Genomic DNA, 26,154 nt, shown 5'->3' on the forward strand with positions numbered 1-26,154 from the left:
TCAAGGCGCCAGCTTGAAAACATTTGGAAATTCAGGGTATTTGAGCTTTGTGAGCGTATATTGAAAAGCATCAAAATTAGCCAGCACCGCTGCCCAAAAGTCATCGGTCGGAAATTTGGTGGTGATTTCATCATCATGCGCAAGAAAGAGGCGGTTCAAATGCTGCATTCCCGAAAGCTGACTTATCTTGATGAGATTGCGCGCTGCGGCTCGATCCGTAAAGCCGCCGAGCGCCTGAATGTGTCCTCGTCTGCCATCAACCGGCAAATCCTCGCCTTGGAAGAGGAATTCGGCAGCCCGCTTTTTGAACGTTTGCCGCGTGGTTTGCGGCTGACTGCCGCAGGGGAGCTTTGCGTTGAACATGTGCGCGATGTGCTGAAGGACTATTCGAGGCTTGAAACGCGCATCCGGGCCCTCAAGATGCCCCAGGCTGGCCAGGTCTCAATGGTGACCACGGTCGGCCTTGCCTCCGGCCCGCTGCCCGGGATCATCGCGGACTATATCAAGGAGCATCCGCGGGTTCACATCAAGCTGCGCAGCGATGCGGGCACCACCACGATCACGCCGGTGCTGACAGGAGAGGCGGATATCGGCCTGGGCTTCAACATTTCAGCAACGCCGGGTATCCGCACTCTGGCCACATTCGACATCCCGATCGGGGCCGTGCTGCCGCCGGACCATGCCCTGGCCCGGGAAAGCGGTCCGGTGGACCTGGCCGATATTGTTCAAGAGCGTCTGGTTCTGGCGCAGACGGGTACCAGTTTGCGCGATGTGATCAATCTTGTCCTGTCGAGCCTGCCCGTGCCGATCGAACCGGTTCTGGAAACCAATTCCTCCGAGACCCTGCGCCAGCTTGTGCGCCGGGGCATTGGGGTCAGCCTGCTCAATCCGCTGGATGTGATTGCCGAATGCCGCCGGGGAGAGCTGGTGTTCCGGCCGCTGAAGGGCCACCGCACCCACCATCAGCCCATGAAACTGATCACCCGGGCCCGCACCACCATGGACGCGGCCACAAGCATGTTCATCGAAGTTTTGTTGCAGGACCTGGCGGATCTGGTCGAAGATTTGAAACAGGACGGCAAGCTGCCGGTGTCCTGAGTTCAGCTGGCTGGACCGGTCGCCGCAGCAATTGTTCCGGACAGGGGTCGCTGATCAGTCCGGCCGGTACAGCGCGCTGAGCGGATAGGCGGCTAGATCCTGCATCAGGCCAATGAACTCTTTGGCCTGGTGCTGCGCAATGGCTTTGCCCTTTTCAGCCGTGCCTTTGGAAGCATCTCCCACCACTCCGGCCGGATTGAGATCATGGGCGATCCAGGCCAGCGAATGGGGGGGGAGGGGCTGCAGATAGGTTGAGCTGCGCGCCATGTCTTCTGCCCGGGACACGAAATTGTCCGCCTTGTCCATTTTCACAAGCTCGGGCCGGAAATGCAGCATCAGGGAGGTTTCGACCTCGCCGCCATGGATGCCGAAGCGGGCCTCGTGGCTGGAGATCATGCCTTCGGGATGGCCGAACCGGCCCCATTGGGTGCTGACAACGGCCATGTCGCGGCGGACCCGCAATTCCCGGGCAACAATGCTCATCACATCCGTGTTGCCGCCATGGGAATTGACGATCACCATCTTGCGCACCCCGGCTTCGGCCACTTTTTCGCCAATGGCGGTCCAGCAGCGGATCAGCAGGTCCGCATCCAGGGACAGGGTGCCCGGCCCGTATTTGTGTTCATTGGCCTTGCCGACTTCCTGAAGCGGCAGAACAAGGCTGGCCAGATCCGCTGGACGCTGGCGGCGCACTTCGTCCAGCATCCCCTGTGCAATCGCCACGTCGGTGGCGATGGGCAGATGCGGCCCGTGCTGTTCGGTGGAGGCGATGGGCAGAACCGCGACCGTCCGGTCCGGGTCGAGTGCCGCAAAATCATAGGTGGTCAACTCGTTCCAGAAAAAGGGGGTCGTCACGGTGCATCTCCCGGTCATGCATTTGTCCTTAGCAGGGGTAGGAGACGCAGCGTCCGTTGAGAAGCATCAATATGTGGCTGGTGCGATGCTTTTTTGAGTGCGCTTCCGGGGGCGGTCAGGCGCCGGTCGGAAACAAACAGGCAAAATAAATGAGGTCAGGCGGCCGGAAGAAAGGCAGGGGCCGTGCACTTTTTCACTTCGGAACGCGGCCCATATCAGGCGTAGCGGCGGGTGTCCTGCGGCAGCTCTCCGGCGATGGCATGGCGCACGGCCTTGCGGATATCGGCCAGGGAAAACGGCTTGGTGATGACATCATGCACCAGGGCATCCAGGCCATTGGCCCGTTCGCGCTGATCGGCAAAACCGGTCATCAGGAGGATCGGCATTTTCGGATAGTCGCGCGCTGTGTGAAGCGCCAGGGCAATCCCGTCCATGACCGGCATCTTGATGTCAGATACCAGCAGCTCGAAGGCACCTTTTTCCCGCGTCAGGACTTCGACAGCTTCGCCGCCATCTTCAGCCACTTCCACACAATGCCCGTCGAGTTCAAGGGCACGCCGCACGAAGCTGCGAACCGCTTCATCATCTTCTGTCAGAAGAATGCGAGCCATGCTCAACCTCCCGTCCCATCGTCAGCCGCTGCCTCGTCCCCGGAAGCAACGACATATCCAATAAAGGGCAACTGCCGCCAAGCGTGGCCCATATCCATACCGTATCCGACGACAAACTTATCAGGACAGGCAAATCCCACATAATCTGCAGATATGGCAGCTTTGCGGCGCTCCGGTTTGTCGAGCAAGGCTGCGATCTTAACGGAGCGGGCTCCCCGGTCCATCAGCCGCTCCTTGGCAAAGGAAAGTGTGCGGCCGGATTCCAGGATATCATCCACCAAAATGATATCGCGGTCGTTAACGTCACTTTCGACATCGCGCAAAACACGGATGGTGTCTGATCCTTCCGTGCCGGCGCCGTAGGAAGACAGGTGCATGAACTCCATTTCGGGCTCCAGGCCGCTGCGGTGCATGGCACGCACAAGGTCGGCCGCGAAAATGAAACTGCCTTTCAGAACCGCGACCACCAGAAGGTTCTGCGGTTTGCCTTCCGCGATTTCAGCGGCAAGTGCGGCCACGCGGGTGGCAATGGCATCTTCATCAAAAAGGGTGCGGATATCGGCTGTCATATTCACTCGAGTACTATTTGGCGCTGGCCGCGGTCTGTGAAGCGGACCTGAATGTCGAACGCCCCGCCGGGCGGATCTGCAAGAATGGTTCGGAACCTGGTTTCGTCAAATCCGTTAAGCGCCTTTGTACGGGGTTCCACGGTCCAGGCATAGACCTCCTGGTGATCGGCATTGCGGATGGACAGCCTGACGGCCGGGACGGGGTTGGACTGGTCTTCAAGATTGCGGATCGATCCTTCCACCACCAGAACGCTCTTGCCGTCTTCCAGCTCGGAGAATGTGCGCAAATTGTGGAACTCCAGGCCGCGCAGATTAACGTCGAAGCCGACCATTTCAAACAGGCTGGCCAGATCGGGAAACTGTTTGACCATGGTGTCGCGCAGCAGCACAAAAGAGCCGACCGCCGACAGGGCTGCAACAAACACCAGAATGCCGACCACCCGCCGGTAATTGCGGCGGAACATCCAGTTCAGGAGCGCGCCGATATGATTGCGGCGGAACTTGTCCGGATTGACGGTGATTTTCGGCCGTTTTGCATGGCTCTCGATATCGGCCGGGCTGTCGTCTTCAGCCAGATCTGCTGAAAACTGCTCTTCGTCCTTGCGCGTGGCTGTGTTGGCGCCGGTGGAGGCGAATGCGGCCTCGTCATCTGACGGACTGTCCTCCGGTGCCGTTTCTTCCGGAAACGCGGCCACGTCGCCATCGGCGGCCGCATCGGCAGCCCATTCGGCCTCATCCGTCGCGGCCTCTTCTGTGTCGGCTTCGTCCTTGGGGGAGGGCTCGCTTGCGGGCGCGTCAAAGCTTCCCGTCTCCTCCTTGCCTTCATCGGGGGAGACGAACCATCGGCTGCCGCATTTGGCACATTTCACACTGCGCCCTTCAGGGCCGACGGCCTCGGCCTTGATCTCATAGGACGTACTGCAGTCCGGACATGTGATCTTCATGAGCGAAGACCTTTCGCCATGGCTTGCTCGCGCGCTATTGTCTTGTGACCGACGGGTCGAAACCGGCATCAAGCGTTGGACAAGTGCCGACAATTCCTGAGACAGGCTTTCAGGCCTCTAATGGACCTTTATATGATTAATGCAGCGTTAACGGCGTGATGATAGCACCGGTCCATCAACAGGAGACAAATTCGTGATCCGCTTCGAAAATGTCGGATTGAGATACGGCATGGGGCCGGAGATTCTGCGGGACCTGAGTTTTCAGATCGAGCCGCAGTCGTTTCAGTTCCTGACCGGACCCTCCGGAGCGGGCAAAACCAGCCTGATCCGCCTCCTGTTCATGTCGCTTCAGCCCACGCGCGGCCTTATCAAGGTGTTCAACCGTGACCTGAGCGTGATCGAAAAGCAGGAGCTGCCGCAACTGCGCCGCAAGATTGGTGTGGTGTTTCAGGACTTCCGGCTTCTGGACCATCTGACGACCTATGAAAATGTGGCCTTGCCGCTCAGGGTGGTCGGCAAGATGGAAGGGGAATACCGTTCCGATGTGATCGACCTGCTGAAATGGGTCGGTCTTGGCGAGCGCATGCATGTTTTGCCTCCGGTGCTTTCAGGCGGGGAAAAGCAACGCGCCGCGATTGCCCGCGCCCTGATCACGCGGCCCGAAGTGCTGCTGGCGGATGAGCCGACAGGCAATGTGGACCCGCCCCTGGCGCGGCGCCTGTTGCGTCTGTTCATCGAATTGAACAAACTCGGCACGTCCGTGGTCATCGCAACCCACGATATTGCCTTGCTGGAACAGGTGGATGCTAGGCGAATGGTGCTTGCGGATGGCCGCCTTTCCATTTTCGACTAGAAGACGGATCTGACTTCTGCAAAATACCCGCTTCTGCACATGCTGGCGGCAGACCATGATCGGGCAGCATAATGGCCAGGACAGATATGGATAATGACAAGCGGGCGCCCGTGGTGACCGTCAAACCGCCCAGGCGCCGCGATCCGGTCGTCAAGCGGCCGAAAAAACCAGCCGGGCCGAAACCGCAGCCCAAAGGATCGCCGGACGAGGCCAAGCTGCGGCCCGCTGCGGCTATTGTGCCGCCCCAGTCGGTGGCCGGCCGGGCGCTGACCCTTGTTGTAGCGATCATGAGCTTTCTGGCCTGCCTGACGGTCGGTGCCCTCTCCGTCGTCTGGGACGCGGCCGATGCCTGGCAGAATGATCTTGTGCGGGAAATCACCATCCAGATCCGGCCGACCGAAGGGGTCGATATGCTCCGGGAAATCGACAAGGCGGTGGCCCTGGTTCAGGAATTTCCGGGTGTTGGCTCGGTCCGGGCTCTCTCGGACCGCGACACCAAGGCGCTGCTGGAGCCCTGGCTTGGTGAAGGGTTTGAGCTGGACGGTCTGCCGGTGCCAAGACTGATCCAGATTTCGGTGCGTGATCCCCAGCTTCTCAATCTGCCCCAGCTCCGGGCGGCCGTGTCCCGCCAGGTAACCGGGTCGAGTGTCGACGATCATTCCATCTGGACCGCCCGCCTGTCGGCCATGGCCGGTGCGGTGGTCGCAGGTGGTGTCGTGATCATGTTCCTGATGCTGGGCTCCATGGTGCTGAGCGTTGTCTTTGCCACCCAGTCGGCCATGGCGGGCAACAAGGACGTGGTCTCAGTGCTGCACTTTGTCGGCGCCGAGGACAGTTTCATCGCCCGGGAATTCCAGCGGCACTTTCTGCTGCTGGGCCTGAAGGGCGGCGTTTCCGGCGGGGTTGCCGCTATTGTGTGCTTCGTGCTGCTGGATGTCTTTACCCGCGAGGGCACCGGACAGGCGGGAACCGACCAGCTGTCGGCCCTGTTCGGATCCGTTTCCGTCAGCCTGGCGGGCTATTTTGGCGTGTTCGCAGTTGTGTTCCTGGTTGCAATCCTGACCGCACTGACGTCCGGCCTTGCGGTCAAGGCCCATCTTGCGAAAGTGGATTGATTTCTGAGGCGAATGCCGCGAAATTGGCCGAATCAACTATCATATTGGCGCTATGCTGCACGCGGAGACTGTAATAGACCCAGCATCGAAGGACGGTGGCCCTGCCGCCGGATCAGGGTCTGCGCTGTCTGACGTCCGCGCGGAAGGCAGACGGGGCAAGAGGTCACGGTCTCCCCGCCGAAAGCGCTTCGGCCTCAGGCTTGCCTTTCTTTTGGTTCCGGCCGCCCTTGGCGCAGCGGTCATGATCCAGTTTCTGGTCTTTGCCCATCAGATCGCGACTGTGAAAGTGCCGCAAGCAGCAAATGCGGATGCCATTGTGGTGCTGACCGGTGGCCATGCCCGGGTGAATGAAGCCGTGCGGCTGCTGGAGGAAGGCCATGCGAGCCGCCTTCTGATTTCCGGGGTTCACCCCGGCACGACCCGCAAGCAGCTGGCGGCCGTCACCTCGTCCCACATGCCACTGGAAGAAGGCAGCGTTGATCTGGACAGAGTGGCCCTGAACACGGCGGGCAATGCCACCGAGACCGCAAACTGGGTCCGGAAAAACGGCTTCAAGTCCCTGCTCGTCGTCACAAGCGCCTATCATCTGCCCCGGGCCCAGGCCGAATTGTCCGACGCACTGCCGGATGTGGAGCTGATCGCCTATCCGGTGTTTTCAGCAGATCTGAAACTGGACACCTGGTACCGGGAACCGAAGACAATCCGGCTTCTCATGCGCGAATATGTGAAGTATATCCTCGCCAGACTGCGTAACTCCGTCAAAGCCGTTTCCTGACGCTTGTCAGCAGATGGGCCGGGGGCCACGCGGGCCTTGTTCACATATTCTGGTGCCATGATTCTCATCCGTTCCACCCTGTTTCAGGTGCTGTTTTATACGGTCACACTGATTGAAATGCTCCTGTTCTCTCCGGTCATGCTGCTGCCACGTTCCTGGGGCTGGGGCATCGTGCCGCTGTGGTCGCGCAGCCTGTTGTGGCTCATGCGCGTGGTGGCCGGGATCAAGGTGGAGTTCAGGGGGCTGGAAAACCTGCCTGACGGCGGTTTTATCGCAGCCATGAAGCACCAGTCCGCCTGGGAAACGGTCAGCCTGATCCCGCTTTTCTCCAGCCCCACCTTCATCTTGAAGCGGGAACTGCGCTGGATCCCGATTTTCGGCTGGTACACGGCCAAGTTCAAACAGATCCCGATCAATCGCGGCAAACGGTCCGAAGCGCTGGCGGCCATGATGGAAGCCGCCCGGGAAGCGATTGACGAAGACCGTCAGATCCTGATTTTTCCCGAAGGAACACGCCGTCCGGCGGGGGCGGCGCCGAAATACAAATACGGCATTGCCCATCTTTACAAAAACCTGAACTGCCCGGTCGTGCCGATTGCCCACAATGCCGGGCTCTACTGGCCGCGCTCGTCCTGGAAGGTGTATCCGGGCACGGTGATTGTCGAGATCCTGCCACCGATAGAGCCGGGGATGGCGCCAGATGCGTTTTATGCACAGATGGTTGAGAGCATTGAGTCTGCCAGCGACCGGTTGATGGACGAAGCGCGCCGGGCGCCGTCGCCTTCACCGGTCTTGACGTCCGCCGATGCGCTTAGAGCAAATCGCGCCTGACTGGATTTGCCTTATTTGCCTTTCGCCGGGCACCTGGGATGTCAGCGCAAAAAGCAGATCTGGCCCTTCGGGTGATGGAACGCAGCCCATCGGCAGCGTTGCGCCGCTTGCCTGGTCCTCCGCGTCGCGCCGCGAGACGTGCCTTGCCTTGCCGAATGAGCTGCTTGCGGGCATCAAATGCTGCAGTCTGCTCACCCGATGCTCCAGCGGCTTGAAGCGCCAGCGGGCAGGGCTGGGGCCAGCTCCCTGGCTCTGGTGTTTGTCAAAGAGCCTTCAGCTGTGCCGCCAGCCAGGCAAGGTGGGTGTCGGCAATGCCCATCTCTTCCAGATGGGCGGCTGTGTTGATGACATATTCAGGGTTTTCACCGGATTTTCCGGCCGCTCCCTTAACAATCTCAAGCTGCGTTTCCCTGGGCAAGGCACCTGCATATTGCGCATGGTCATGGTCGACCATATAGACCAGCGCCTTGACGGTCTCGCCCGTGTCCAGTTCAACGCCGTGCCAGTGTTCTTTGTAGACCATGGTGGTCTGTTCGCGGGCGCGCAGATAGTCGAGTGTTTGCGGCCAGACCGCTTCAGAAACCTGATAGACCATGCCCCGGCAAGCGCCGCCATTGTCGAGACCAAAGACAAGGCCGGGCCGCTCCTGGGTGCCCCGGTGAACCCAGGAATAGACACAAAGCGCCCGGTGGGCACCGCGCAACAGGGCCGGTTCGCAGCGCAAATGGTCAAATCCGGGATTCCACATCAAGGAGCCGTAGCCAAACACCCAATAGTCGTTCATCTCGTCCAATCAGCCTTTCCGGTCCTGCTGTCTGCCCCCCACGAGACCCGTGTTTCGCGCTCCTTGGCCGAAACGTCAACAGGCGCGGCGCCATGCCTTGCTGATCCCACAGTTTTGCGCCATCACTTGAATTGGCAAAAAGGATTTCCTCTGCCAGCTGTTATTGGCTGGAGCTGGAGCCGCAAATAGGGTGAGCAAAAGAGTGTCAGAGGGAACATCCAAATCTGCCGGATCATCAAGGCGCCGCTATATTCTGCTGCTGGTTGCAATCGGTCTGGTGATCGCAGGCTGGTCCGGCGCCTGGGTTTTCGGCCGGTCCGTTCTGGCCGGCCAGCTGGATCAGCAAATGGCGTCCCTGGGGCGCCAGGGACTGGATCTGTCTTGCTCGGACCTGTCCATTGGCGGGTTTCCGTTCCGCTACGAAGTCTCCTGCCGGGACCTTGCCTCCCGCGACCGGGCGGGGGCGGAAGGCGCCGTCGGCGCGCTGAACGCGGTTGCGCTGATCTACAATCCCTGGCATCTGATTTTCGAGGCGAAGCCGCCGGCGTCTGTTTCGGAGCCCCTGAGCGGTCTTTTGGGCGAGATGCATTGGGAAACCGCCCGGGCCAGTATCAAACTGGCCGATGGTGGTCTCGGGGCGCTGGACGCGGTTGTGCAACAGCCCGAAGCGGCGGTGGAGAACACGCTCTCCTCTGGGCTTTTTGGAGCCGACAAGGCGGAGCTTCACATCCGGCACATGCCGGATAGCAAGGATGATGCTGAAGGCTTTTTGTCCGTAAATGCCTTGAGGCTGAAGTCAGTACCGGAATTCGGCAAACCCATCGACCTGCGCGCCCATATTCAGGTAACCGGTGGGGCGCTGCTTCTGGATGGGCTGAAGCTGCCCGCCCTGGTGCAGATCGGCAATGGCCGGCTGCCGGTCAAGCTGGTGCTTCTGGAGACGGTGATCGGGCCGAGCCGTGTGGCAGCGCATGGAGAACTTGTGATCAATGGCGACGGCACGCTGTCAGGGCAGATGAGCCTGACCATTGGTCATCCGGAGGCGTTTATGGCGGCTCTCAAGCCGCTGTTCCCGAGCGGAGACAAGAACTATGAATTGGTGCGCACGGTCGTCCAGAACATGGCGCCCCTGACCAAGGAGCTGGACGGGGAGCCATCCATTGTGCTGCCATTTTCCCTTGAGCGGGGACTGGTCAGGGCCGGGCTCATGCCGTTGACCCGGATCCCACCGCTGTTTTCTGCAGGAAGTTAGGGAGGTGAACTCTGGTGCATGCCGCAAAAGGCAAAGCGGATGCAATGTGCTTTGCCTTCACCTGAATATTTGGTGATGTGCAGGCTCCCGTCCGGCCAGGCGGCCAAGACCGGGAGCCTGGTGTCCTGAAAGGATCAGTCGCCGGCAACCCGGTCGATCGGGATCAGGTAGCTCTTGCGGTGATCCGGCTCGGCGATCTTTTCATAAAGGGCAACTGCAGGTGCGTTCTTGCCCGGAACAATCCAGCGCAGGTGCAGCCAGCCGCGTTTCTGGCCTTCGCTGACCAATGTGTCGATCAGCTTCCGCCCGACACCCTGATTGCGGTGGTCGGGATGCACATAAATATCATCCAGCTGGCCGATCCTCAGTCCGGTGATCAGTTCCGGAAGGTCAAAATAGACGCCGAAGCCGATCAGCTCCGCGTCAACAAAGGCACCAAGAACCTCCGCCGTTTTGTCGCCCAGAATGCGTTCGGCGTAATATTCGTCCGGCCGGCGCGGGGCGCCGCGTTTGAGGGCCTGGGCGTTTTCAGCAATAAGTGGCGCGAGCTGATGGGCCTCTTCCGGCCCAAGGGCTCTGATCTCCGCTTTGGTCATGTATTCCCCGGGAATGACAAGTCAATGGTCGTGGTGGCCCAACATGTCCCGAAACGGCAACCGGGATCAAGGACCTGAATCAAATTCCACTTCTCGCCGTTTCCTGCTTTTGCTGTGCAGCTTTTCGTGCCAAGAGCGGTAAGGACACGGAAACGGGATGGAATGATGGAACGGGCCGCGCGGATGAAAGCAACGGTGATCGGTTTGAGCGCGGTTCTCATGTGGGCAACGCTCGGCCTGTTTGGGGCCGGATCCGGCGGTGTGCCGCCCTTTTTGCTGAATGCCCTGTGTTTCGGCACCTCGGGTCTTCTGGCACTGGTCTGGGTGGCTGCCAGGGGGAAACTCTCCCTGCTGCGCCAGCCGCTCAAGGTTTGGGTGTTCGGCACCGTTGGCCTGTTCGGCTTTCACTTCTTTTATTTTACGGCCATCCGCAATGCGCCGCCGGTGGAAGCCAATCTGATCAACTACACCTGGCCGTTGCTGATCGTGCTGTTTTCCGCCCTTCTGCCCGGCGAACAGCTGCGGCTGCATCACATTGCCGGCACGGTGCTGGGCCTTGCCGGTGCCGCTCTGCTGATCACCGGTGGTGAAGGGGTGCAGTTTTCCGGCCAGTTTGCACTTGGGTATGGGGCAGCAGTGGTGTCTTCGCTGTTCTGGTCGAGCTATTCGGTGCTGTCCCGGCGGCTTGGAACGGTCCCGACAGAAGCGGTGGCCGGATTTTGCCTGACCACGGCGCTGTTATCGGTTCTGTGCCATCTGATCTGGGAAGACACGGTCTGGCCCGCGTCAGCGCTGGAATGGGGATCGGTGTTAGCCCTGGCCCTGTTCCCGGTCGGGCTGGCTTTTTTTACCTGGGACATCGGGGTCAAGCGCGGCGACATTCAGGTTCTGGGGGCGGCAGCCTATTCCGCACCTCTTTTATCCACCCTGCTTCTGATTGCCTTCGGCTTCGGGGCTTTGACTGTCTCCGTCGGCCTGGCTTGCCTGGCCATCACCTTTGGGGCGGTGATAGCGGCCAAAGACATGATTTTCAAAGGGCAAGACAAGGCGGCTGCCTAGAGCATCGTGCTCTAATGGAAGGCGCGGGTCTTCCCCCTTCGGTGGATTTCGTTCCGCCGCGCAATCTCTTATGCTGCGGCGCAACGACTGCTGACAGCCTTGGGACTTTGCGATGACCTCACCGATCAGACCTCGCCGCTCCGCGCTCTATATGCCGGGCTCCAATGCCCGCGCGCTTGAAAAAGCCAAGACGCTTGATGTCGACTGCCTTTTGCTGGATCTGGAAGATGCGGTAGCCCCTGATGTCAAGGATCTGGCCCGGACCCAGATTGCCGAGGCGGTTGGGTCTGGCGGCTATGAGGGGCGGGAAGTGGTGATCCGCATCAACGGGCTGGACACGCCCTGGGGCGAGGCGGATCTGGAGGCCGCCGTCAAGGCGGGGCCGGACGGGATTTTGGTGCCCAAAGTCAATTCCCCTGCCGACCTGCAACGTGTGGCCCACATGCTGGCCCGCCACAATGCGCCGGCATCCGTCAAGCTGTGGGCGATGATGGAAACACCGGAAGCCATGCTGAACGCAGCAGCCATCGGGGCTTGCGGCCAGGATCCGCAGGTGCGCCTGTCCTGCCTGGTCATGGGTACGAATGATCTGGCCAAGGAGACCCGGGCGCGTCTGGCCCCGGGGCGGGCAGCCATGATGCCCTGGCTGATGACCTGCGTGGCGGCGGCCCGAGCCGGAGGGGTCGACATTCTGGACGGGGTGTTCAACGCCTTTCAGGATGCGGAAGGCTTTGCCGCCGAATGCGCGCAAGGGGTGGATATGGGAATGGACGGCAAAACGCTGATCCACCCCAAGCAGATTGCCGCCTGCCATGCGGCCTTCAGCCCTTCGGACGAGGAAGTGGCCTGGGCCCGGCGAATCAATGATGCCTTCGGCCGTTCCGAAAATGCGGGCAAGGGGGCAATCCAGGTGGACGGCAAGATGGTGGAACGGCTACATGCGGAAATGGGCAAGCGGGTGCTTGCAATTGCCGATGCCATTGAGGCACGTACGGCCAATGACAACGAGAGATCTTCATGAAGCTATACCGATTTATCACTGGCGTGGATGACAGCGAATTCTGCCACCGGGTCACCGAAGCACTCAACAAGGGTTGGAGCCTGTCCGGGTCGCCCTCCCTCACCTATGACGCGGCCCGCGGCGCAACCATTTGCGGTCAGGCGGTGACCAAAGAGGTGGGCGGGGACTATTCCCGGGACACCAAGCTGGGTGACTATTGAAACGGTGAAGGGGCGCAGCGGCACTGCATTATGCGGCCGTAGGGACCAGAGACCAGACGCGGTCGTTCGAAAGCCGGTCGCAGAACAGGCCAGCCCCTGAGCTGGCCTTGTTTCTTTCCTGTTTCAAAAGCGCAATCAAAATAAGAAATAACTTTGATATGCAACTTTTACCTAAGGTATTGGCTTTGGTTTGCTCAGAAAAGACGTTACTTTTTATAATGGACCGAATAAAATAGATTTTAGTATTTTAATGAGAGTTGTTTTTGTAGGCGTCGTAAGTGATTTAACGACTTATATTATAAATTCGATATAATGATCGCGAATACAAGCGATCATGTGGCTGGATTTGATCCTGGTTTATTGATCTTGATTTAAATAAGCAAGTAAATGACAGTGGTAAATTTACGGGGTGACTTGAACGAAGCGGCCAGACTTGCGGAACTCAAGAGCTTTGAGTTTCTGGAGCATGAGGCCAATTCCCTGTTTGACGATGTGACGCAAACCCTTGTGGCCATCTTCAAGACAGACATCGCCTTCGTGTGCTTTGTCGGCCGGGACCAGCAGAAATTTCTGTCCCAGATCGGCCTTGGCGTGAATGCGGCGCCGCGCGGCGATTCCTTTTGCTCCCATGCCATTTCGCAGGATCAGCCCTTCTGCATTTCCAACGCGGCGGTGGACGAAAGATTTAGCAGCAATCCGGCGGTGACGGGCGGGCCGAAGCTGCGCTTTTATGCGGGCGCCCCACTGATCACCAGCAACGGCTTCAAGATTGGTACACTCTCCATAGCCGACAGGGCACCCCGGGAGCTCACAGCTGATGAACGTGGCACGCTGGCGGCCATGGCGCGGCTTGTGGTCCACCAGCTGGAAGGCCAGAAGGCGAGATACGAAAAGGACCATGAGACGGCCAGACTGCAAACCCTTCTGGACGATGTTGCCAATGTGATTTCGGAAGGTCTTGCGGTTTTTGATCAGGATGACAGGCTGGTCTATTGCAACCGGAAATACCGGGAATATTACGGCAAGGGCGCAGGTTATGTGCGGCTCAAACGGACCTTTGAAGAGATTTTGAAAGACGGTGTCAATGCGGGTTACTTCGCCGATGCCATTGGCCGGGAAGAGGATTGGCTGCGCCAACGCCTAGCCCATCATGCAAATCCGCCGGACGAACCGTTAGAGCAACGGCATATCAACGGCCAATGGCTGCTGATTTCCGAACGGAGACTGCCCGGAGGGGGCATTGTCGGGGTGCGTACGGACATCACCCGGTTGAAGGAAAACGAGCGCAGCATTCGCGAGAGCGAGCAGAAGTTCAAGGACTATACAGCGACCGCCTCGGACTGGATCTGGGAGACTGGCATTGATGGCAAGGTAACTCATCTGTCCGGCAATCAGCTGGGCATGAAGGGTCTGGATTCGGACAAGATCCTTGGCAAAAGCCGGCATGAAGTCACCTCTGAAAACCGGCAAGAGGAAAAATGGAGCTGGCTCGACGCCACGATTGCGAACCGCGAACCCTTCAGCGAGTTCACCTACCGGATGATGGGAACCGACGGTACGGAACAGGTCATCTGCGTCTCGGGAGTGCCCGCCTATGACGAGACTGGGGAGTTCAGGGGATATCGGGGTACGGGGCGCAATATCACCGCTCAGGTGCGCACAACCGAACGTCTGCAGGCTGCCGAGGCGCGCATTCGGGCGGCGCTCAACAACACGCTTGTTGGGATTATCCTGATTGATGCGAAAGGCACTGTTCTTGAATTCAACCGGGAAGCCGAGCGCATGTTCCAGTATGACAGCTCGGATGTGATTGGCCGGAATGCGGCGATGCTTATGCCCGAAGACCACGCGATTCGGCATGATGCCTTCCTGGCCCGTTATTGGGAAACCGGGGAAAAACGCTTTCTGGGTCAGGCCCGCCGGGTCTTGGGGCGGCGCAAGGATGGTACGCATTTTCCACTGACGCTTGGTTTGGGAGAGGTGGATTTGCCGGACGGTATCCAGTTCATCGGATCACTGACGGATCTGAGTGAGCAGGAAAAGCTGGAAAACCAGCTGCAGCGGGCTCAGAAGCTGGAAGCGATCGGACAACTGACCGGCGGGATCGCCCATGACTTCAACAATATCCTGGGCATTATTGTCGGGAATCTGGAGCTTGGCCTGCGCCGGGCCGAGCCCGGATCGAAACTGGCCGGCTATTTTGAAAAGGCCCATTCGGCGGCGGCGCGTGCCACCCGCACGACCCAGCAGCTGCTCTCGTTTTCCCGGCAGAAGGATTATTATTCGGAAAGCCTGACCTGTGAACTGAACACTGCAGTCAAGGATGTGGAGGCTCTGCTCCAGGGCTCGATGACCAAGGGTGTCGAGCTGACGATCCGGCCTCTGCCCAGTCCACTGAAGGCCCATGTGGATGTGGGTGATCTTCAGGATGCCCTGATCAATCTTGCAGTCAATGCGCGCGATGCAATGAATAATCGCGGCACGCTGACCATTTCCCTGGATGAGATTCATCTTCAAAAAAACAGCTATGCCCCCGGCCTTGCGGATCTGCCTTGCGGCCGCTACGGGGTGATTTCGGTGGCCGACAGCGGCCCTGGCATTCCCGAAGAGGTCAAGAGCCGGATTTTCGAGCCGTTCTTCACCACAAAGCCGAAGGGGCAGGGCACCGGGCTCGGCCTCGCGATGGTATATGGCTTTGTCAAGCGCTCACGCGGCGATATCAATGTCTATTCCGAAACGGGCGTCGGCACCTGTTTCCGCCTCTATATCCCGCTTCTGGAGGATATGCCGGAGGTTGCGCCTGCTGCTGAAAAGTTGTCTGCGGGCATTCCAAGAGGCCAGGAGCAGGTGCTCGTGGTCGATGATGAGCCGGAGCTGGCGGACTACGCCAAGACCTCCCTTGAGGAGCTTGGCTATGAAGTCCGCACTTGCACCTCGCCAGCTGAAGCGCTGCAAGTGTTGATGGTCGACAGAGGCATATCCCTGCTCTTTACCGACATCGTCATGCCGGGGCCGCTCAATGGGGTTGAGCTGGTGGATCAGGCACGGGATATGAGACCGGGCCTGAAATGCCTCTATACTTCAGGTTTTCCCGGAGAAGTTCTGGAAAAAGCGAATCTCAAAGCCACGGATTTTCTGGCAAAGCCCTACAACCGCGCGGGGCTGGCCCGGGCTGTGCGCAGATGTCTTGACGAAGGTAAGACGCCATGAAGGTTCTGGTCTATGACGATGAGACCGAATTCGCCATGTTCCTCAAGGAGGCGGTGGAGGATCTTGGCCATACCGTTGCCATCGCAACCAATGCCAGCGAGTTTGCGGAGAATTTTTCAGTTGAAACCGACCTGATCTTTCTGGATCTGTTCATGCCGGAAGTGGACGGGATCGAATGCATCCGCTTTCTGTCGAGCACCGGCACCAAGGCCTCTTTGATCCTGATGAGCGGTCAGGATCCGGCTATCCTGAACTCTGCCCGGGAGGGCGCCAGAGCCAGCAATCTGACCGTTCTGGAAGTCCTGACCAAACCGATTTCTCTCAGTGCGGTCGACGCGGCGCTGGAGACGGCCGATGAGCATTTCCGCGACTCGAATTGCAAGAACGTGGCCACCACAAGTGAAGGCTGGGAATTCGGCCAGAGCGACATTCTGGCCGGTTTGTCGGCGGATCAGTTCTTTGTTGTCTATCAACCTCAGCTGCGGCTCAAGGACCGGGAACCGGTGGGGGTCGAGGCGCTGATCAGATGGCACCATCCCGACCATGGGCTCATCATGCCCAATGACTTCATCGAAATGGCAGAGCATTTCCCCGACACGCTGAACCAGTTGACCCGGTTCGTGATGGAAACGGTCTGCCATGATTTGGGGCCGTTGACCGCGATCAGCCCGGGCCTGACCGTGTCCGTCAACCTCTCCGCCGTGACCTTCGACGACATTGGTTTTGCAGAAAAGCTCTTGCAGATTGTCCGCAGCGCCGGGCTGGAGACCAACCGGTTGGTGCTGGAGGTGACGGAAACGGCCGCCTCGTCCAGCGTCGGGCGTGCTATAGACACTTTGACACGCCTTAGGATGGCCGGGTTTGGTGTGTCGATTGATGATTTCGGCACGGGATATTCGTCGCTGGAGCAGATCGTTCAGGTGCCTTTCACAGAGCTTAAGGTGGACAAGCGCTTTGTAAAAGACATGCTCACGAGCTCCAAATGTCAGGCGATCTGCGAGATCTCCTGCCTGCTGGGGCGCAAGACCAACATGCTGCCCGTGGCCGAAGGTGTGGAAGATGAGGACTCAGCCCGAGCGCTGGAAGCGCTGGGTTATGTGATTGCGCAAGGGTTCTACTTCGCAAAGCCCATGCGGGTGGCGGAGCTGTTTGCCTGGCTGAAGGCAAGGACCAGCAATCCACCTGTCGCCAAGCTCAAACAGGCCCGTGAAACCTCGATTGCGTGAGCGGGGAAAAGGAAGCCTGTCCTGTCCGCGCCGAGGCTTCACTTTCAGCGAAAAGCCACGGCGAAGAGTTTTTGATACAGGGCTTCCACCTGGTGCGATGCCTCTGGACCCTGGCGGGCAAGGGTCGAAAGCCCAGGGGCCGCATTGACTTCCAGGACAACCGGTCCTGTGCCGGGTCCGCCGGACGCGGGCAGGATCAGATCGATTCCGGCATAAGTCAGGCCCAGTGTGCTTGTGGCAAGACGAGCAAGATCCAGAACACCTTGAGGCACCTTACCGGTCACAAATTGCGCCGTGCCACCGGCGGACAGGTTGGCGACGGGCAGGAGCTGCAGCCTCTGGCCTTTGGCCGGAATGGTCTTGCGGGTGACGCCCTGGCGATGGAGTTCATTGTCGATCCGGCTGTCGGCAGGCTCAAGGGTTTCCCGTCCGGCAATCAGCTCCGAGAGGGTCTGGATGCCGTCGCCGATCACGCTTGGGCTCTGCCGTTCAATGGCACACAGTATTTCCCCTTCCAGAACAAGGACCCGTAGATCCCGGCCGGTGACCGCTTTTTGGACCAGAAGAAGGTCACGGCGCTGGCACAAATCCTCCAGCGCGTCCCAAAGGGCATTCCAGCCGTCCACCCGGATCACATCGCGGCCTTCCCGGCCTGAATTGGGTTTGACATAGAGGGGAAAGCCCGCTTCGGCGGCAAAGCTGCGGATGGCCCTTGCAGGGGTGTCGCAGGCCAGATCCCCGGCGCGGACCAGATGATGCGCTGGAACAGGCACGCCGGCCTGTTTCAGAAACGTGGCCGTATAGGCTTTGTCGGCAGCAATTTCGGCGCTGCCGAACCGGTTGAGATCAAACCGGGTGCCCTTGAAGAACCAGCGCTTGCCATCGGGGGCTTCCACCAGTCCCGCATGGCCGTAAGGATCTGCAGCCGTCAGCCGCAAGCCGTGGCGGGCGCAGTAAGTGTCTAGAAGGTCAAAGACGAGAGATCGGCGTTCCGGGTCCTTGCCGGATGTCAATTGCGGCCCTTGCGCTGATTGGCATTGGCCAGATAGTCGATCTTGAACAGGTCCGGATTGGTCGGCGCGTTGGACACCACATTATAGACCGCAACAGAGGTGTCATAGCCCTGCTGGTCGGTCACGGTCCATTGCTTGAGCGCGAAATCCTCACTGTCGAAAATGAGGGTCAGCGTGCCCGAATTGAACTTCGTCTTGTCGAAGATTGTGACGGTGATCAGGTCCTTCTCCACCAGAACATTGGTGACATTGGTGTCCTTTTCCAGGTCGATATTGTCGGACAGGAGAAAGCGCAGCGGTGTCTGGCCAAGGGGCCATATGTCCTGGGTGTTCAGCTTGCGGTCGCGCACGGAGACCGACTTGCCGTCGGCCACAATGTCCAGCACCGAGGGTTTGTTGTAGTAGAACCGCACCTTGCCGGGGCGGGCCATATAGAACTTGCCGTCGGACTGGCTGCCATCCGGGCCGAACTGGATGAAGTCCCCGTGCATGGTCTTCACGGAGTTGAAATAGGTGCTCAGCTCTTTCAGTGTCTTTTGCTCGTCAGGGGTCAGCGCATGGGCCGGAACCAGCAGCGACAGAACCAAGGCGGCCGCGAGCGCCGGGCGGCTCAAGGACCGGACGAGGCGGAGAGCAAAGCGTTTCAGCATGATGCAGTGTCCTAATTCGTTAAGCCGAACAGTTTGAGCTTTTGGCTATAAAGACTGTGTGGCAAAGCTTTGGCATTTGGGAGTTAAAACTCGTCTTCAACGCCGTTTTGCACCAGAATCTCCCGTTTTCCGGCATGGTTTGCCGGGCTGATCAGGCCTTCCTGCTCCATGCGCTCAATCAGGGAAGCCGCCCGGTTATAGCCGATCGACAGACGCCGCTGCACGTAGGAGGTGGAGGCCTTCTTGTCCTTCAGCACGATGGCAACCGCCTTGTCGTAGAGCTCGTTGCCTTCACCGCCCCCGGCCAGACCGCCGCCGCCATCATAGGGGCTGTCGCTTTCGTCTTCTTCCTCAGTCACCGCTTCCAGATATTGCGGTGTACCCTGGACCTTCAGATGCTTGACGATGTCCTCGACCTCGTCATCGGACACAAACGGGCCGTGAACACGCTGGATGCGGCCGCCCCCAGCCATGAACAGCATGTCGCCCATGCCCAGCAGCTGCTCGGCGCCCATTTCGCCCAAAATGGTGCGGCTGTCGATCTTGGAGGTCACCTGGAAGGAAATCCGGGTCGGGAAATTGGCCTTGATCGTACCAGTGATCACATCCACCGACGGGCGCTGGGTGGCCATGATCAGGTGTATGCCGGCGGCACGGGCCATCTGTGCAAGGCGCTGGATCGCGCCTTCAATGTCTTTGCCGGCCACCATCATCAGGTCGGCCATCTCGTCGACGATGACAACGATATACGGCATCGCCTCCAGCGGCAGTTCCTCTTCTTCGTAGATCGGCTGGCCGGTGTCCCGGTCAAAGCCGGTCTGCACGGTCCGGGTGAAATTCTCGCCTTTTTCGAGGGCCTGCTTGATCCTTGTGTTGTATCCGTCAATGTTGCGGACACCCATCTTGGACATTTTCTTGTAGCGCTCCTCCATCTCCCGGACCGTCCATTTCAGGGCAACAACGGCTTTTTTCGGATCGGTCACAACCGGGGTCAGCAGGTGCGGAATGCCGTCATAGATGGACAATTCCAGCATTTTCGGATCGATCATGATCAGTTTGCACTGGTCCGGGGTCAGCCGGTAGAGCAGGGACAGGATCATGGTATTGATGGAGACGGACTTGCCCGAGCCGGTGGTCCCGGCCACCAGCAGGTGGGGCATGCGGGCCAGGTCGGCCACAACGCTCTCGCCATTGATGGTCTTGCCGAGCGCGAGCGCCAGCTTGGCCTTGTTCTTTTCAAAGTCCTGGGCGGCCAGCAATTCGCGCAGATAAACGGTTTCCCGGCGCGCATTCGGCAACTCGATGCCGATGGCGTTCTTGCCCGGAATGACGGCAACACGGGCGGAGATCGCGCTCATGGATCTGGCAATGTCGTCGGCCAGGCCGATCACGCGGGAAGACTTGATGCCCGGGGCCGGTTCCAGCTCGTAAAGGGTCACGACCGGACCGGGGCGAACTTCGATGATTTCCCCGCGAACGCCGAAATCCTCCAGAACTCCTTCCAGGATGCGGGCATTCTGTTCCAGCGCGTCAGCGGACAGACCCGGCACCTTGCCGCCGGCCTGGGGTTCGGCCAGCAGGCGCAAGGGCGGCAGCTCATAGTCTTCCGGAGCACCGAGGAACGAAGGCTGGGCCTCGTCAATGGCGCGTTTGCTCTGTTTCGGGCGGGGCGCAGGTGGAATGACCCGGCCCGCCTGGGGTGCCTGGGCAGCAGCGTCGGGTGCCGGAGCCGCGGAGGGCGGCGATGCAATGCCGACGGGCACAGGTACAGGCACCGGGGCCGGGTCCGGCCGCACACCGGAAACGGGCCCCTTGTCGATCATCAGCTCCTCCGGCTCAAAACCTTCCCCCTCTTCGTCATAGGCGGACGGGGCGTAGGGATCATCATAGTCGTCGTCATGCGCCTGCTGGCCGCGCTCGTAAAAGGCGTCCAGACCGTCATCCTCTTCGGGCATCAAACGGCCGGTCAAAGCTCTTTTCAGGGCGCTGAAGCGGCCTTTGCGGCGATCGCTGCCGTCCTCACCGTCATCTCCGCCGTCATCGGGGCCAAAGCCGTCTTCGTCCCATTCTTCTTCGTCATGGGCGTCATGACCCTGGGTCTGGCCGGTGGCACGGCGGAACCTGGACAGCCCCAGCAGCCGCCAATGCTCCATTTGGCCCACCATGGCGCCGAAAGCGGCGGAGAGGCGGGATTCGCCATCTTCCTCATCCTCCAGGCCAAGCTCTTCTTCCAGTGAACGGCCATGGCCCTTGGGGGTCTTGGTGGAGCGTTTGCTCTTGGCCGTCTTCTCCGGTGCGGCCGCCTCGGCGCTGCTGCGGGCGCCCAGCCAGCCGGCGGCGGAAAGAAGCAGGAAGATGGCCGGAACACCAAGGCCCAGGCTGCCGACAATGGTGGCCGCCCCGCTGGTCATGTTGGAGGTGATCAGGGCTGGAATCCGGTGCACCATATCACCATAAAATCCACCCAGTCCGGTCGGCAGCGGCCAGCTGTCGGGAACGGGCAGGGCAGCAAGCGCACCTGCGGCAAGACTGGACCCGGCGGCCCAGTAAAACAGTTTCCTGCGGCCGATTCCAAGCGCATGTCCGGCCAGCAGCCGCCAACCCCACAGCACCAGCGGGATCAGGAACACGGCTGTGGCCAGGCCAATGGTCTGCATCAGGATATCAGCCAGGACGGCGCCGGGCGCGCCAAGGGCATTGCGCACCGGCGCGCTGGTGGCGTGGTTGAGACTGGGGTCGTTGACCGACCAGGTTGCGAGCGAGGCGGCCAGCATTGCGGCGAAGGCAATGACCGCCAGCCCACAGGCACCCACCAGATTGCGCCGCAAAAACCGTTTGAACGGGCTTTCCGTATCCAGAAGGTCAACAGAAGATCGGCGGCCGTTGCCGCGCACTGCGCTGGCCCGTCTCATGCTTTGTCTCCAAACCAGGTTGCCATGCGCTCAAGCGCAGTCCGTGTTGTCTCCAGCGGCGCGACCAGCCCGACCCGGATGAAATCGCGGCCCGGATTGCTGCCATCCTTCTGGTCCGAGGCGAGATAGCTGCCCGGCAGTACTTTTACGCCGATGTCCTGCCACAGGCGCCGGGTCACGGTGACGCCGTCGCCCCAGGTGCCGACATCAAGCCACAGGAAAAACCCGCCTTCTGTGGTCACCGGCCCCAGAATCGGGCCGAGCAGGCGTTCGGCGGTCTCGAATTTTTCATTATAGAGCCTGCGGTTTTCAATGACATGGTCTTCGTCCTGATAGGCTCTGACCGCCACGGCCTGATTGGGCAGGGGCACCTGCGGCGCCGCCAGGCCCCGGAACCGGGCCCATTTTCTCAAGAAGTCAGGGTCACCTGCGGCAAATCCGCAGCGCAGACCGGCCAGGTTCGAGCGTTTCGACAGGGAATTCAGAACGATGATGTTGGAAAAATCCGTGCCCATCGCCTTGGCAGCTTCCAGAATACCGGCCGGCGGCGTGCTGCGGTAGATTTCCGAATAACATTCATCGGCAAAAATATAGAAGCGGTGGGCACGCGCCAGTCCAATCAGGCGCTGCCAGAAGGCCATCCCGGCAGGGTAGCCTTCCGGGTTGGTCGGTGAGGCCACGTAGAAGGCAACCGTCCTGTCCAGAAGCTCAGGGTCGAGATTGTCCAGGTCCGGCAGGAAATTATGGCCCGGCACGGCGTCCAGCAGAACGGCCTCGGCATCGGCAATATGGGCGGCGGCGGCATAAGTCTGGTAGAATGGATTGGGCAGGATCACCACCGGATGGTCCAGTCCCTTGTCCAGCTGGTCGCGGGCGGCAATGGCGCCGAAGGACAGACCCTCGCGGGACCCGTTGAGCGGCAGCACCCCATGTTCGGGATCGACCATTCCATCAAGATTGTAACGCTTGTCCAGCCAGCTGGCGACGGCCTTGCGGAACTCCGGTGTTCCGGCAATGGGCGGATAGCGGCGGAAATCGGCCATATTGTCGGCAAGGACACTGGCCGTAAAATCCGGGATCGCGTGCTGGGGCTCTCCGATGGTCATCATAATCGGGTCACGCCCCGGGGTCTCGCCGTCAAGAAGCTCGGCAAGGCGCTGAAAAGGATTGGAGCCCGGCAGGACGGCGCCGCGCTTATAGGCTTTGGAGCTGGCAGTCATTCAACATCCGGCTGTCATTACGCATTACGGTGACCCGACCCTATCGTCTCCTTGGTAAATCTCTTATTAACCAAGCGCGGGGCCAAGCGTTTTCGGGGTCCCGATTGCCTGATGAATCGAACTTTTCTAAGGTCTGAAAACGGTTCACACCTTGATTGTGAAAGGAAATCCATGACCGGGAAAAAGGACCCCGTTTCCGTAGTCTGTTTTGGCGACTCCCTCACCTGGGGGTTCAACCCTGTGGACAAATCGAGATACGGCCATGATGTACGCTGGACCCGGCGGCTGCAGGCCGAACTCGGCCCGGATTTCTACGTGATCGAGGAGGGCGTCAACGGGCGCACGACCGTGTATGATGATCCGGTCCGGGGTGACAAGAACGGGCTCGCCCATCTTGCCACCATCCGCACCACTCATATGCCGATCGATGTCCTGATCATCATGCTCGGCTCCAATGATCTGCAGGACCGGTTCAACCTGAGCGCCAAGGCCATCGGCCGGGCCATGAGCCGGGTGCTCTTTGCCGCGACCCGCGCAAGCGATGATGTGGAAGGGCGGGCACCCAAAGTGCTGTTGATGTCGCCGCCGCCGCTGGGGGATTTCACCGGGCTGGAATTTGAGGGGGTGTATTCAAACGCCCATGGTGGCGTTCAGTCCCGGCTCTTGGCGGGCGTCTATGCCGAACTTGCAAAAATCTATGGCACGGCTTTTTTCGATACGGGCACGGTGATCTCCTCCAGCCCGGTTGACGCGGTCCATTTCGACGCGGCCCCGCAAGCGGACCTTGCCCGGGCCGTGGCCGGGCAAGTGCGCAAGCTGGTTTAGGGTGTGCCGGGTTCTCATCCGGATTCAAACCGCTTTGTCTTTTGCCCTGAAATCTCTGATGTCAGGCTGTGGAAGGCAAAATCGATCTAACGCGATTTGCATTCTCGTCACCTGAGTTGGAAGTTCGTCACATTTACCGGCCCGCTCCGAACGACCTTCAGAGTCAAGAAGGTGACTAGCAAGGTCATGTTTCTAGTGTGGTTTCCGAATTTGAAAGACGCTCTAGCCGAGTGCCGCCCGGTTCTTCTTCAGCCTCTCCAGGGCTTTGCGGATGCGGACTTTGACCGAGCCCGCAGTTTCTGACGCTTGCGCGGCCAGCAGCTGCTCTTGCGCTTTGGAGTGAAAACCGGGAAAGCGCTCTGCAAGCACCGCAAGGGCGTAAAAGCCCCAGGCCCGGACAAATTTGTTGTCTGAGGACCTGGCTGCGCGGACGAACTCTGAAAGGGCGGGCCCGGAAGCCTCCGGCAGATCAAGATGTTCCAGATATTGCAGCACATGCAGCCGGGCTTCCCAATGGGTTATTTTGGGAAGCGCTTTGAGATGCCTTTGCGTAAGTTCTGCTGAAAGCGGCGGCCCCTTTCTGTCAAAGTTTCGTTTGATCAACCAGGTTGCGCCGGTCTGGGTGGCGTCTGCCTCACACAGTTCGACAAGGCAGGACAAAAACGCCGGGTCGCCGCTCCAGATCTCACAAGCGGCGGCAAGACATTTCGGGTTTTTGCCATCCCAGCCGCGCACACACGCTTCAACTTCGTTCCGCATGGTGCAATCCTGACAGGGATGTCCGGATTTGCAACTGTGCGAAACACAGGCTGCCCCTAGCCCGGGCCAGGCAGCCTGGAGCGGGCCAGCTGAAAGAAGCAGACAGGCACGCTGATCATCAGGATGAAGACCAGCATGGCATGGGCCGTGATCACTGTGTGCGGCAGGGGCAGCAGGAGCACATAAAGAAGGGGCTGCATCCAGGCGATCCCGGCCAGAAACTGCAGACCCATCGGCCAGTCCGGCAAATCCCGGGTCATGAACAGGATCCCGGCGGCAAACAGAGGCCAGCTATAATACATGAAGGATGGCGCGCATGCCGCGCATAACAGCAGCAGGAACCCGAGGCGCAGAGGATAAGGCCAGGTCTGTGGCAGCCGGTAGGCGCAAACCGCCCCGAGGACGAGTGCCAGGCCGACGCCTGCGGTGCGCAGGCCCGGGGGAAAGCCCAACCGGCCCAGAAACGACCGTAAGGACGTGTCCCATTCAAGCGCGGTAAGGGCATAGGCCTGATAGAGCGGATGGGACAGGGAGGCCAGATAGGCCTCAAACACGTGTGGCCCGAACAGGGCAAGGGTGGCAGCACCAAGCGCGAGCGTGCCCGTTGCCGCCCACAAGATGCAGTGCCAGGCGCCAATGCCCATCAAAAAGAACGGCACCAGAAGGCCGTATTGCGGTTTGATGGTCGCCAGCGACAGGGCGAGCCCGGCCAGAACCGGCCGCTCGCGCGCCTTCACAAGGGCAAAGACCATCAGCGTGATCACAAAAAGGGACAGGTTAAGCCGCAACAGGATCTGAACCGCCCCGGTGGAAGCGGCAAACAGAAGGCAGAGCACCCAGGGCTGTCCGGTAATCCGGGGCAGGGCCAGCAACGCAGCCAAGGTGAGCGCCATGGTGGCGGCCTTGAATGTAGCGAAATCCGTCCAGGCGAAGGGGTGAAACAGCGCCAGGGCATGGGGCGGGTTCAGGAAGATCAGGTCCTGAAGCCGTTCGGACAGACCGCTGCGGAAGAGGTCCGGCGTGTAGACACTGGCCGCCGCGCCCGCATTGGTCATTTCCGACGCCCGGTAGAACGTGGCCAGATCCTCCACCCGCGTATCCTTCAAGGCCGCCGGCAGAGTGAATATTTCCTTGCGGGCGTTCCAGAGGGTGACCAGAGTTCCTGCCGCCGTGATGATCAGGAGCCACAGAAAGGCGGGTCCGCCAAAACCCATCCGGACGGCTTGGGACTGCCAGAAGGGCAGGAGACTACGGGAAGATGCCAAGGAATTTGCCTCTCGGCCGGGTACTGGAACGTCAAGTCGGATCGGCCCGTATCATCCCAAGAAACCCTAAATGTCCGCTTAAGCCGTGAGCCTCCGGCGGACCGGGCCCGCCCATGCGCGGCGGCCAGTGGGGTTGGTCTGTCTTAAAAATCCACCGTCAGGCCCTTGATTTCCCAATCGTCATAGCGGGTGGGTTCCAGCCCGCCACGGCCATTGACTTCTTCGGGCAGGGTGGCCTGTTTTGCATCGATCTCCTTGCGCCGCTCTTCGGCTTCGGCAAGAGCGCGCTGGGCGGCCGGGGGCAGGTCTTCGAACCGCTTGCGGGGCGCTTCTTCCAAATCCGTTTTGAGAGACGGCGCGTCGCTCTGGCTGTAGGCGGTGATCGGGTCTTTGTTCGGGTCGGTCATGATCGTGTGGCTCGGGCTTGCCTTTGAGAAGAATAAAGGTTCTGTCATGGGTTATAGGGTAAGCTTGCCAAAAATGGCAGCCATACCCATCTAGACAGGTGATT

The 26,154-nt window shown here is 59.9% G+C and carries 26 protein-coding genes; 12 read left to right on the forward strand and 14 right to left on the reverse strand.

The annotated features are described in order from the left end of the window. A complete protein-coding gene (locus ACXAIC_RS15110; RefSeq protein ID WP_475180961.1) occupies positions 1–159 on the reverse strand; it encodes a hypothetical protein in 159 nt (52 codons plus the stop codon). Between ACXAIC_RS15110 and ACXAIC_RS15115 the strand changes: the two genes are divergently transcribed. Next, entirely contained in the window at positions 160–1,098 is a 939-nt protein-coding gene (locus tag ACXAIC_RS15115) for a LysR family transcriptional regulator (protein WP_475180966.1), read from the forward strand. Between the two features lie 54 nt (positions 1,099–1,152). Here ACXAIC_RS15115 and ACXAIC_RS15120 read toward each other — a convergent pair whose 3' ends face one another. The 4 genes from ACXAIC_RS15120 to ACXAIC_RS15135 all read right to left on the reverse strand — a co-directional run bounded on the left by ACXAIC_RS15120 (position 1,153) and on the right by ACXAIC_RS15135 (position 4,077). Next, positions 1,153–1,953 carry a creatininase family protein gene (locus ACXAIC_RS15120; RefSeq protein WP_475180972.1) on the reverse strand — a complete coding sequence of 267 codons (801 nt, stop codon included), beginning with the start codon at positions 1,951–1,953 and terminating at the stop codon, positions 1,153–1,155. A 215-nt stretch (positions 1,954–2,168) separates the two neighbouring features. Continuing rightward, on the reverse strand, positions 2,169–2,564 hold the full coding sequence (locus ACXAIC_RS15125) for a response regulator (RefSeq protein ID WP_475180976.1): 396 nt from the start codon (positions 2,562–2,564) through the stop codon (positions 2,169–2,171). Between the two features lie 2 nt (positions 2,565–2,566). Further along, positions 2,567–3,133, reverse strand: coding sequence for a hypoxanthine phosphoribosyltransferase (gene hpt / locus ACXAIC_RS15130; protein WP_475180978.1), 567 nt, complete (start codon positions 3,131–3,133; stop codon positions 2,567–2,569). A gap of 2 nt (positions 3,134–3,135) precedes the next feature. After that, positions 3,136–4,077 (reverse strand): zinc-ribbon domain-containing protein, encoded by a 942-nt coding sequence (locus ACXAIC_RS15135; protein ID WP_475180983.1) that lies wholly within the window; start codon positions 4,075–4,077, stop codon positions 3,136–3,138. A 193-nt stretch (positions 4,078–4,270) separates the two neighbouring features. Here ACXAIC_RS15135 and ftsE point away from each other — a divergent pair, with 193 nt between their 5' ends. From ftsE to ACXAIC_RS15155, 4 genes are all read left to right on the forward strand, one after another. Then, positions 4,271–4,930 (forward strand): cell division ATP-binding protein FtsE, encoded by a 660-nt coding sequence (gene ftsE, locus ACXAIC_RS15140; RefSeq protein WP_475180987.1) that lies wholly within the window; start codon positions 4,271–4,273, stop codon positions 4,928–4,930. Positions 4,931–5,016: 86 nt separating this feature from the next. Next, complete coding sequence (locus ACXAIC_RS15145; protein WP_475180991.1) at positions 5,017–6,045, forward strand: cell division protein FtsX; 1,029 nt, start codon at positions 5,017–5,019, stop codon at positions 6,043–6,045. Positions 6,046–6,286: 241 nt separating this feature from the next. Beyond that, positions 6,287–6,820: a YdcF family protein gene (locus ACXAIC_RS15150; RefSeq protein ID WP_475180994.1), complete on the forward strand. Its 534-nt coding sequence runs from the start codon at positions 6,287–6,289 to the stop codon at positions 6,818–6,820. A gap of 57 nt (positions 6,821–6,877) precedes the next feature. Continuing rightward, positions 6,878–7,651, forward strand: a complete 774-nt coding sequence (locus ACXAIC_RS15155) for a lysophospholipid acyltransferase family protein (protein ID WP_475180998.1) — start codon at positions 6,878–6,880, stop codon at positions 7,649–7,651. Between the two features lie 262 nt (positions 7,652–7,913). Here the strand turns inward: ACXAIC_RS15155 and ACXAIC_RS15160 are convergent, their stop codons facing one another. Further along, positions 7,914–8,435, reverse strand: a complete 522-nt coding sequence (locus ACXAIC_RS15160) for a gamma-glutamylcyclotransferase (RefSeq protein WP_475181093.1) — start codon at positions 8,433–8,435, stop codon at positions 7,914–7,916. Between the two features lie 202 nt (positions 8,436–8,637). Between ACXAIC_RS15160 and ACXAIC_RS15165 the strand changes: the two genes are divergently transcribed. Then, the gene (locus tag ACXAIC_RS15165) at positions 8,638–9,687 is read left to right on the forward strand and encodes a DUF2125 domain-containing protein (RefSeq protein ID WP_475181003.1); all 1,050 of its coding nucleotides are present in this window, start codon (positions 8,638–8,640) and stop codon (positions 9,685–9,687) included. A gap of 134 nt (positions 9,688–9,821) precedes the next feature. On the opposite strand, the gene ACXAIC_RS15170 is transcribed toward ACXAIC_RS15165, so the two are convergent. Continuing rightward, positions 9,822–10,283 carry a GNAT family N-acetyltransferase gene (locus ACXAIC_RS15170; RefSeq protein WP_475181008.1) on the reverse strand — a complete coding sequence of 154 codons (462 nt, stop codon included), beginning with the start codon at positions 10,281–10,283 and terminating at the stop codon, positions 9,822–9,824. A gap of 162 nt (positions 10,284–10,445) precedes the next feature. Between ACXAIC_RS15170 and yddG the strand changes: the two genes are divergently transcribed. The 5 genes from yddG (at position 10,446) to ACXAIC_RS15195 (ending at position 16,999) form a co-directional block, all read left to right on the forward strand. After that, positions 10,446–11,342, forward strand: a complete 897-nt coding sequence (gene yddG, locus ACXAIC_RS15175; protein ID WP_475181011.1) for an aromatic amino acid exporter YddG — start codon at positions 10,446–10,448, stop codon at positions 11,340–11,342. Positions 11,343–11,454: 112 nt separating this feature from the next. Continuing rightward, positions 11,455–12,363, forward strand: coding sequence for an HpcH/HpaI aldolase/citrate lyase family protein (locus ACXAIC_RS15180; RefSeq protein WP_475181017.1), 909 nt, complete (start codon positions 11,455–11,457; stop codon positions 12,361–12,363). After that, a complete protein-coding gene (locus tag ACXAIC_RS15185; protein WP_475181021.1) occupies positions 12,360–12,563 on the forward strand; it encodes a DUF1737 domain-containing protein in 204 nt (67 codons plus the stop codon). Before ACXAIC_RS15180 ends, ACXAIC_RS15185 begins: the two co-directional genes overlap by 4 nt. A gap of 387 nt (positions 12,564–12,950) precedes the next feature. Next, positions 12,951–15,773 carry a PAS domain S-box protein gene (locus tag ACXAIC_RS15190; protein ID WP_475181026.1) on the forward strand — a complete coding sequence of 941 codons (2,823 nt, stop codon included), beginning with the start codon at positions 12,951–12,953 and terminating at the stop codon, positions 15,771–15,773. Further along, on the forward strand, positions 15,770–16,999 hold the full coding sequence (locus ACXAIC_RS15195; RefSeq protein WP_475181031.1) for an EAL domain-containing response regulator: 1,230 nt from the start codon (positions 15,770–15,772) through the stop codon (positions 16,997–16,999). Before ACXAIC_RS15190 ends, ACXAIC_RS15195 begins: the two co-directional genes overlap by 4 nt. A 44-nt stretch (positions 17,000–17,043) precedes the next feature. On the opposite strand, the gene ACXAIC_RS15200 is transcribed toward ACXAIC_RS15195, so the two are convergent. The 4 genes from ACXAIC_RS15200 to ACXAIC_RS15215 form a co-directional block, all read right to left on the reverse strand. Next, a complete protein-coding gene (locus ACXAIC_RS15200; protein ID WP_475181035.1) occupies positions 17,044–18,012 on the reverse strand; it encodes an ATP-grasp domain-containing protein in 969 nt (322 codons plus the stop codon). Next, positions 18,009–18,662 (reverse strand): outer membrane lipoprotein carrier protein LolA, encoded by a 654-nt coding sequence (locus ACXAIC_RS15205; protein WP_475181039.1) that lies wholly within the window; start codon positions 18,660–18,662, stop codon positions 18,009–18,011. Before ACXAIC_RS15205 ends, ACXAIC_RS15200 begins: the two co-directional genes overlap by 4 nt. Before the next feature lie 83 nt (positions 18,663–18,745). Continuing rightward, the gene (locus ACXAIC_RS15210) at positions 18,746–21,574 is read right to left on the reverse strand and encodes a DNA translocase FtsK (protein WP_475181043.1); all 2,829 of its coding nucleotides are present in this window, start codon (positions 21,572–21,574) and stop codon (positions 18,746–18,748) included. After that, positions 21,571–22,794 (reverse strand): aminotransferase class I/II-fold pyridoxal phosphate-dependent enzyme, encoded by a 1,224-nt coding sequence (locus tag ACXAIC_RS15215; RefSeq protein ID WP_475181048.1) that lies wholly within the window; start codon positions 22,792–22,794, stop codon positions 21,571–21,573. The genes ACXAIC_RS15210 and ACXAIC_RS15215 overlap by 4 nt, the downstream gene beginning before the upstream one ends. Before the next feature lie 171 nt (positions 22,795–22,965). Between ACXAIC_RS15215 and ACXAIC_RS15220 the strand changes: the two genes are divergently transcribed. Beyond that, a complete protein-coding gene (locus ACXAIC_RS15220) occupies positions 22,966–23,619 on the forward strand; it encodes an SGNH/GDSL hydrolase family protein (protein ID WP_475181054.1) in 654 nt (217 codons plus the stop codon). 222 nt (positions 23,620–23,841) lie between these two features. Here ACXAIC_RS15220 and ACXAIC_RS15225 read toward each other — a convergent pair whose 3' ends face one another. The 3 genes from ACXAIC_RS15225 to ACXAIC_RS15235 form a co-directional block, all read right to left on the reverse strand. After that, complete coding sequence (locus ACXAIC_RS15225; protein ID WP_475181058.1) at positions 23,842–24,378, reverse strand: hypothetical protein; 537 nt, start codon at positions 24,376–24,378, stop codon at positions 23,842–23,844. Positions 24,379–24,434: 56 nt separating this feature from the next. After that, complete coding sequence (locus ACXAIC_RS15230) at positions 24,435–25,643, reverse strand: glycosyltransferase family 87 protein (RefSeq protein ID WP_475181062.1); 1,209 nt, start codon at positions 25,641–25,643, stop codon at positions 24,435–24,437. A gap of 143 nt (positions 25,644–25,786) precedes the next feature. After that, positions 25,787–26,050 (reverse strand): DUF1674 domain-containing protein, encoded by a 264-nt coding sequence (locus ACXAIC_RS15235; RefSeq protein WP_475181097.1) that lies wholly within the window; start codon positions 26,048–26,050, stop codon positions 25,787–25,789. Positions 26,051–26,154 lie beyond the last annotated feature (104 nt).

This window comes from Roseibium sp. AWQ4_254, assembly GCF_056161025.1.

Excerpts from the sequence above, each read along its gene's own strand:
- ACXAIC_RS15115 (WP_475180966.1), top strand. The coding sequence starts at position 160 with ATGCTGCATTCCCGAAAGCTGACTTATCTTGATGAGATTGCGCGCTGC.
- ACXAIC_RS15125 (WP_475180976.1), bottom strand. The coding sequence starts at position 2,564 with ATGGCTCGCATTCTTCTGACAGAAGATGATGAAGCGGTTCGCAGCTTC.
- hpt (WP_475180978.1), bottom strand. The coding sequence starts at position 3,133 with ATGACAGCCGATATCCGCACCCTTTTTGATGAAGATGCCATTGCCACC.
- ACXAIC_RS15135 (WP_475180983.1), bottom strand. The coding sequence starts at position 4,077 with ATGAAGATCACATGTCCGGACTGCAGTACGTCCTATGAGATCAAGGCC.
- ACXAIC_RS15145 (WP_475180991.1), top strand. The coding sequence starts at position 5,017 with ATGGATAATGACAAGCGGGCGCCCGTGGTGACCGTCAAACCGCCCAGG.
- ACXAIC_RS15150 (WP_475180994.1), top strand. The coding sequence starts at position 6,287 with ATGATCCAGTTTCTGGTCTTTGCCCATCAGATCGCGACTGTGAAAGTG.
- ACXAIC_RS15155 (WP_475180998.1), top strand. The coding sequence starts at position 6,878 with ATGATTCTCATCCGTTCCACCCTGTTTCAGGTGCTGTTTTATACGGTC.
- ACXAIC_RS15160 (WP_475181093.1), bottom strand. The coding sequence starts at position 8,435 with ATGAACGACTATTGGGTGTTTGGCTACGGCTCCTTGATGTGGAATCCC.
- ACXAIC_RS15170 (WP_475181008.1), bottom strand. The coding sequence starts at position 10,283 with ATGACCAAAGCGGAGATCAGAGCCCTTGGGCCGGAAGAGGCCCATCAG.
- yddG (WP_475181011.1), top strand. The coding sequence starts at position 10,446 with ATGATGGAACGGGCCGCGCGGATGAAAGCAACGGTGATCGGTTTGAGC.
- ACXAIC_RS15180 (WP_475181017.1), top strand. The coding sequence starts at position 11,455 with ATGACCTCACCGATCAGACCTCGCCGCTCCGCGCTCTATATGCCGGGC.
- ACXAIC_RS15185 (WP_475181021.1), top strand. The coding sequence starts at position 12,360 with ATGAAGCTATACCGATTTATCACTGGCGTGGATGACAGCGAATTCTGC.
- ACXAIC_RS15190 (WP_475181026.1), top strand. The coding sequence starts at position 12,951 with ATGACAGTGGTAAATTTACGGGGTGACTTGAACGAAGCGGCCAGACTT.
- ACXAIC_RS15195 (WP_475181031.1), top strand. The coding sequence starts at position 15,770 with ATGAAGGTTCTGGTCTATGACGATGAGACCGAATTCGCCATGTTCCTC.
- ACXAIC_RS15205 (WP_475181039.1), bottom strand. The coding sequence starts at position 18,662 with ATGCTGAAACGCTTTGCTCTCCGCCTCGTCCGGTCCTTGAGCCGCCCG.
- ACXAIC_RS15210 (WP_475181043.1), bottom strand. The coding sequence starts at position 21,574 with ATGAGACGGGCCAGCGCAGTGCGCGGCAACGGCCGCCGATCTTCTGTT.
- ACXAIC_RS15215 (WP_475181048.1), bottom strand. The coding sequence starts at position 22,794 with ATGACTGCCAGCTCCAAAGCCTATAAGCGCGGCGCCGTCCTGCCGGGC.
- ACXAIC_RS15220 (WP_475181054.1), top strand. The coding sequence starts at position 22,966 with ATGACCGGGAAAAAGGACCCCGTTTCCGTAGTCTGTTTTGGCGACTCC.
- ACXAIC_RS15225 (WP_475181058.1), bottom strand. The coding sequence starts at position 24,378 with ATGCGGAACGAAGTTGAAGCGTGTGTGCGCGGCTGGGATGGCAAAAAC.
- ACXAIC_RS15235 (WP_475181097.1), bottom strand. The coding sequence starts at position 26,050 with ATGACCGACCCGAACAAAGACCCGATCACCGCCTACAGCCAGAGCGAC.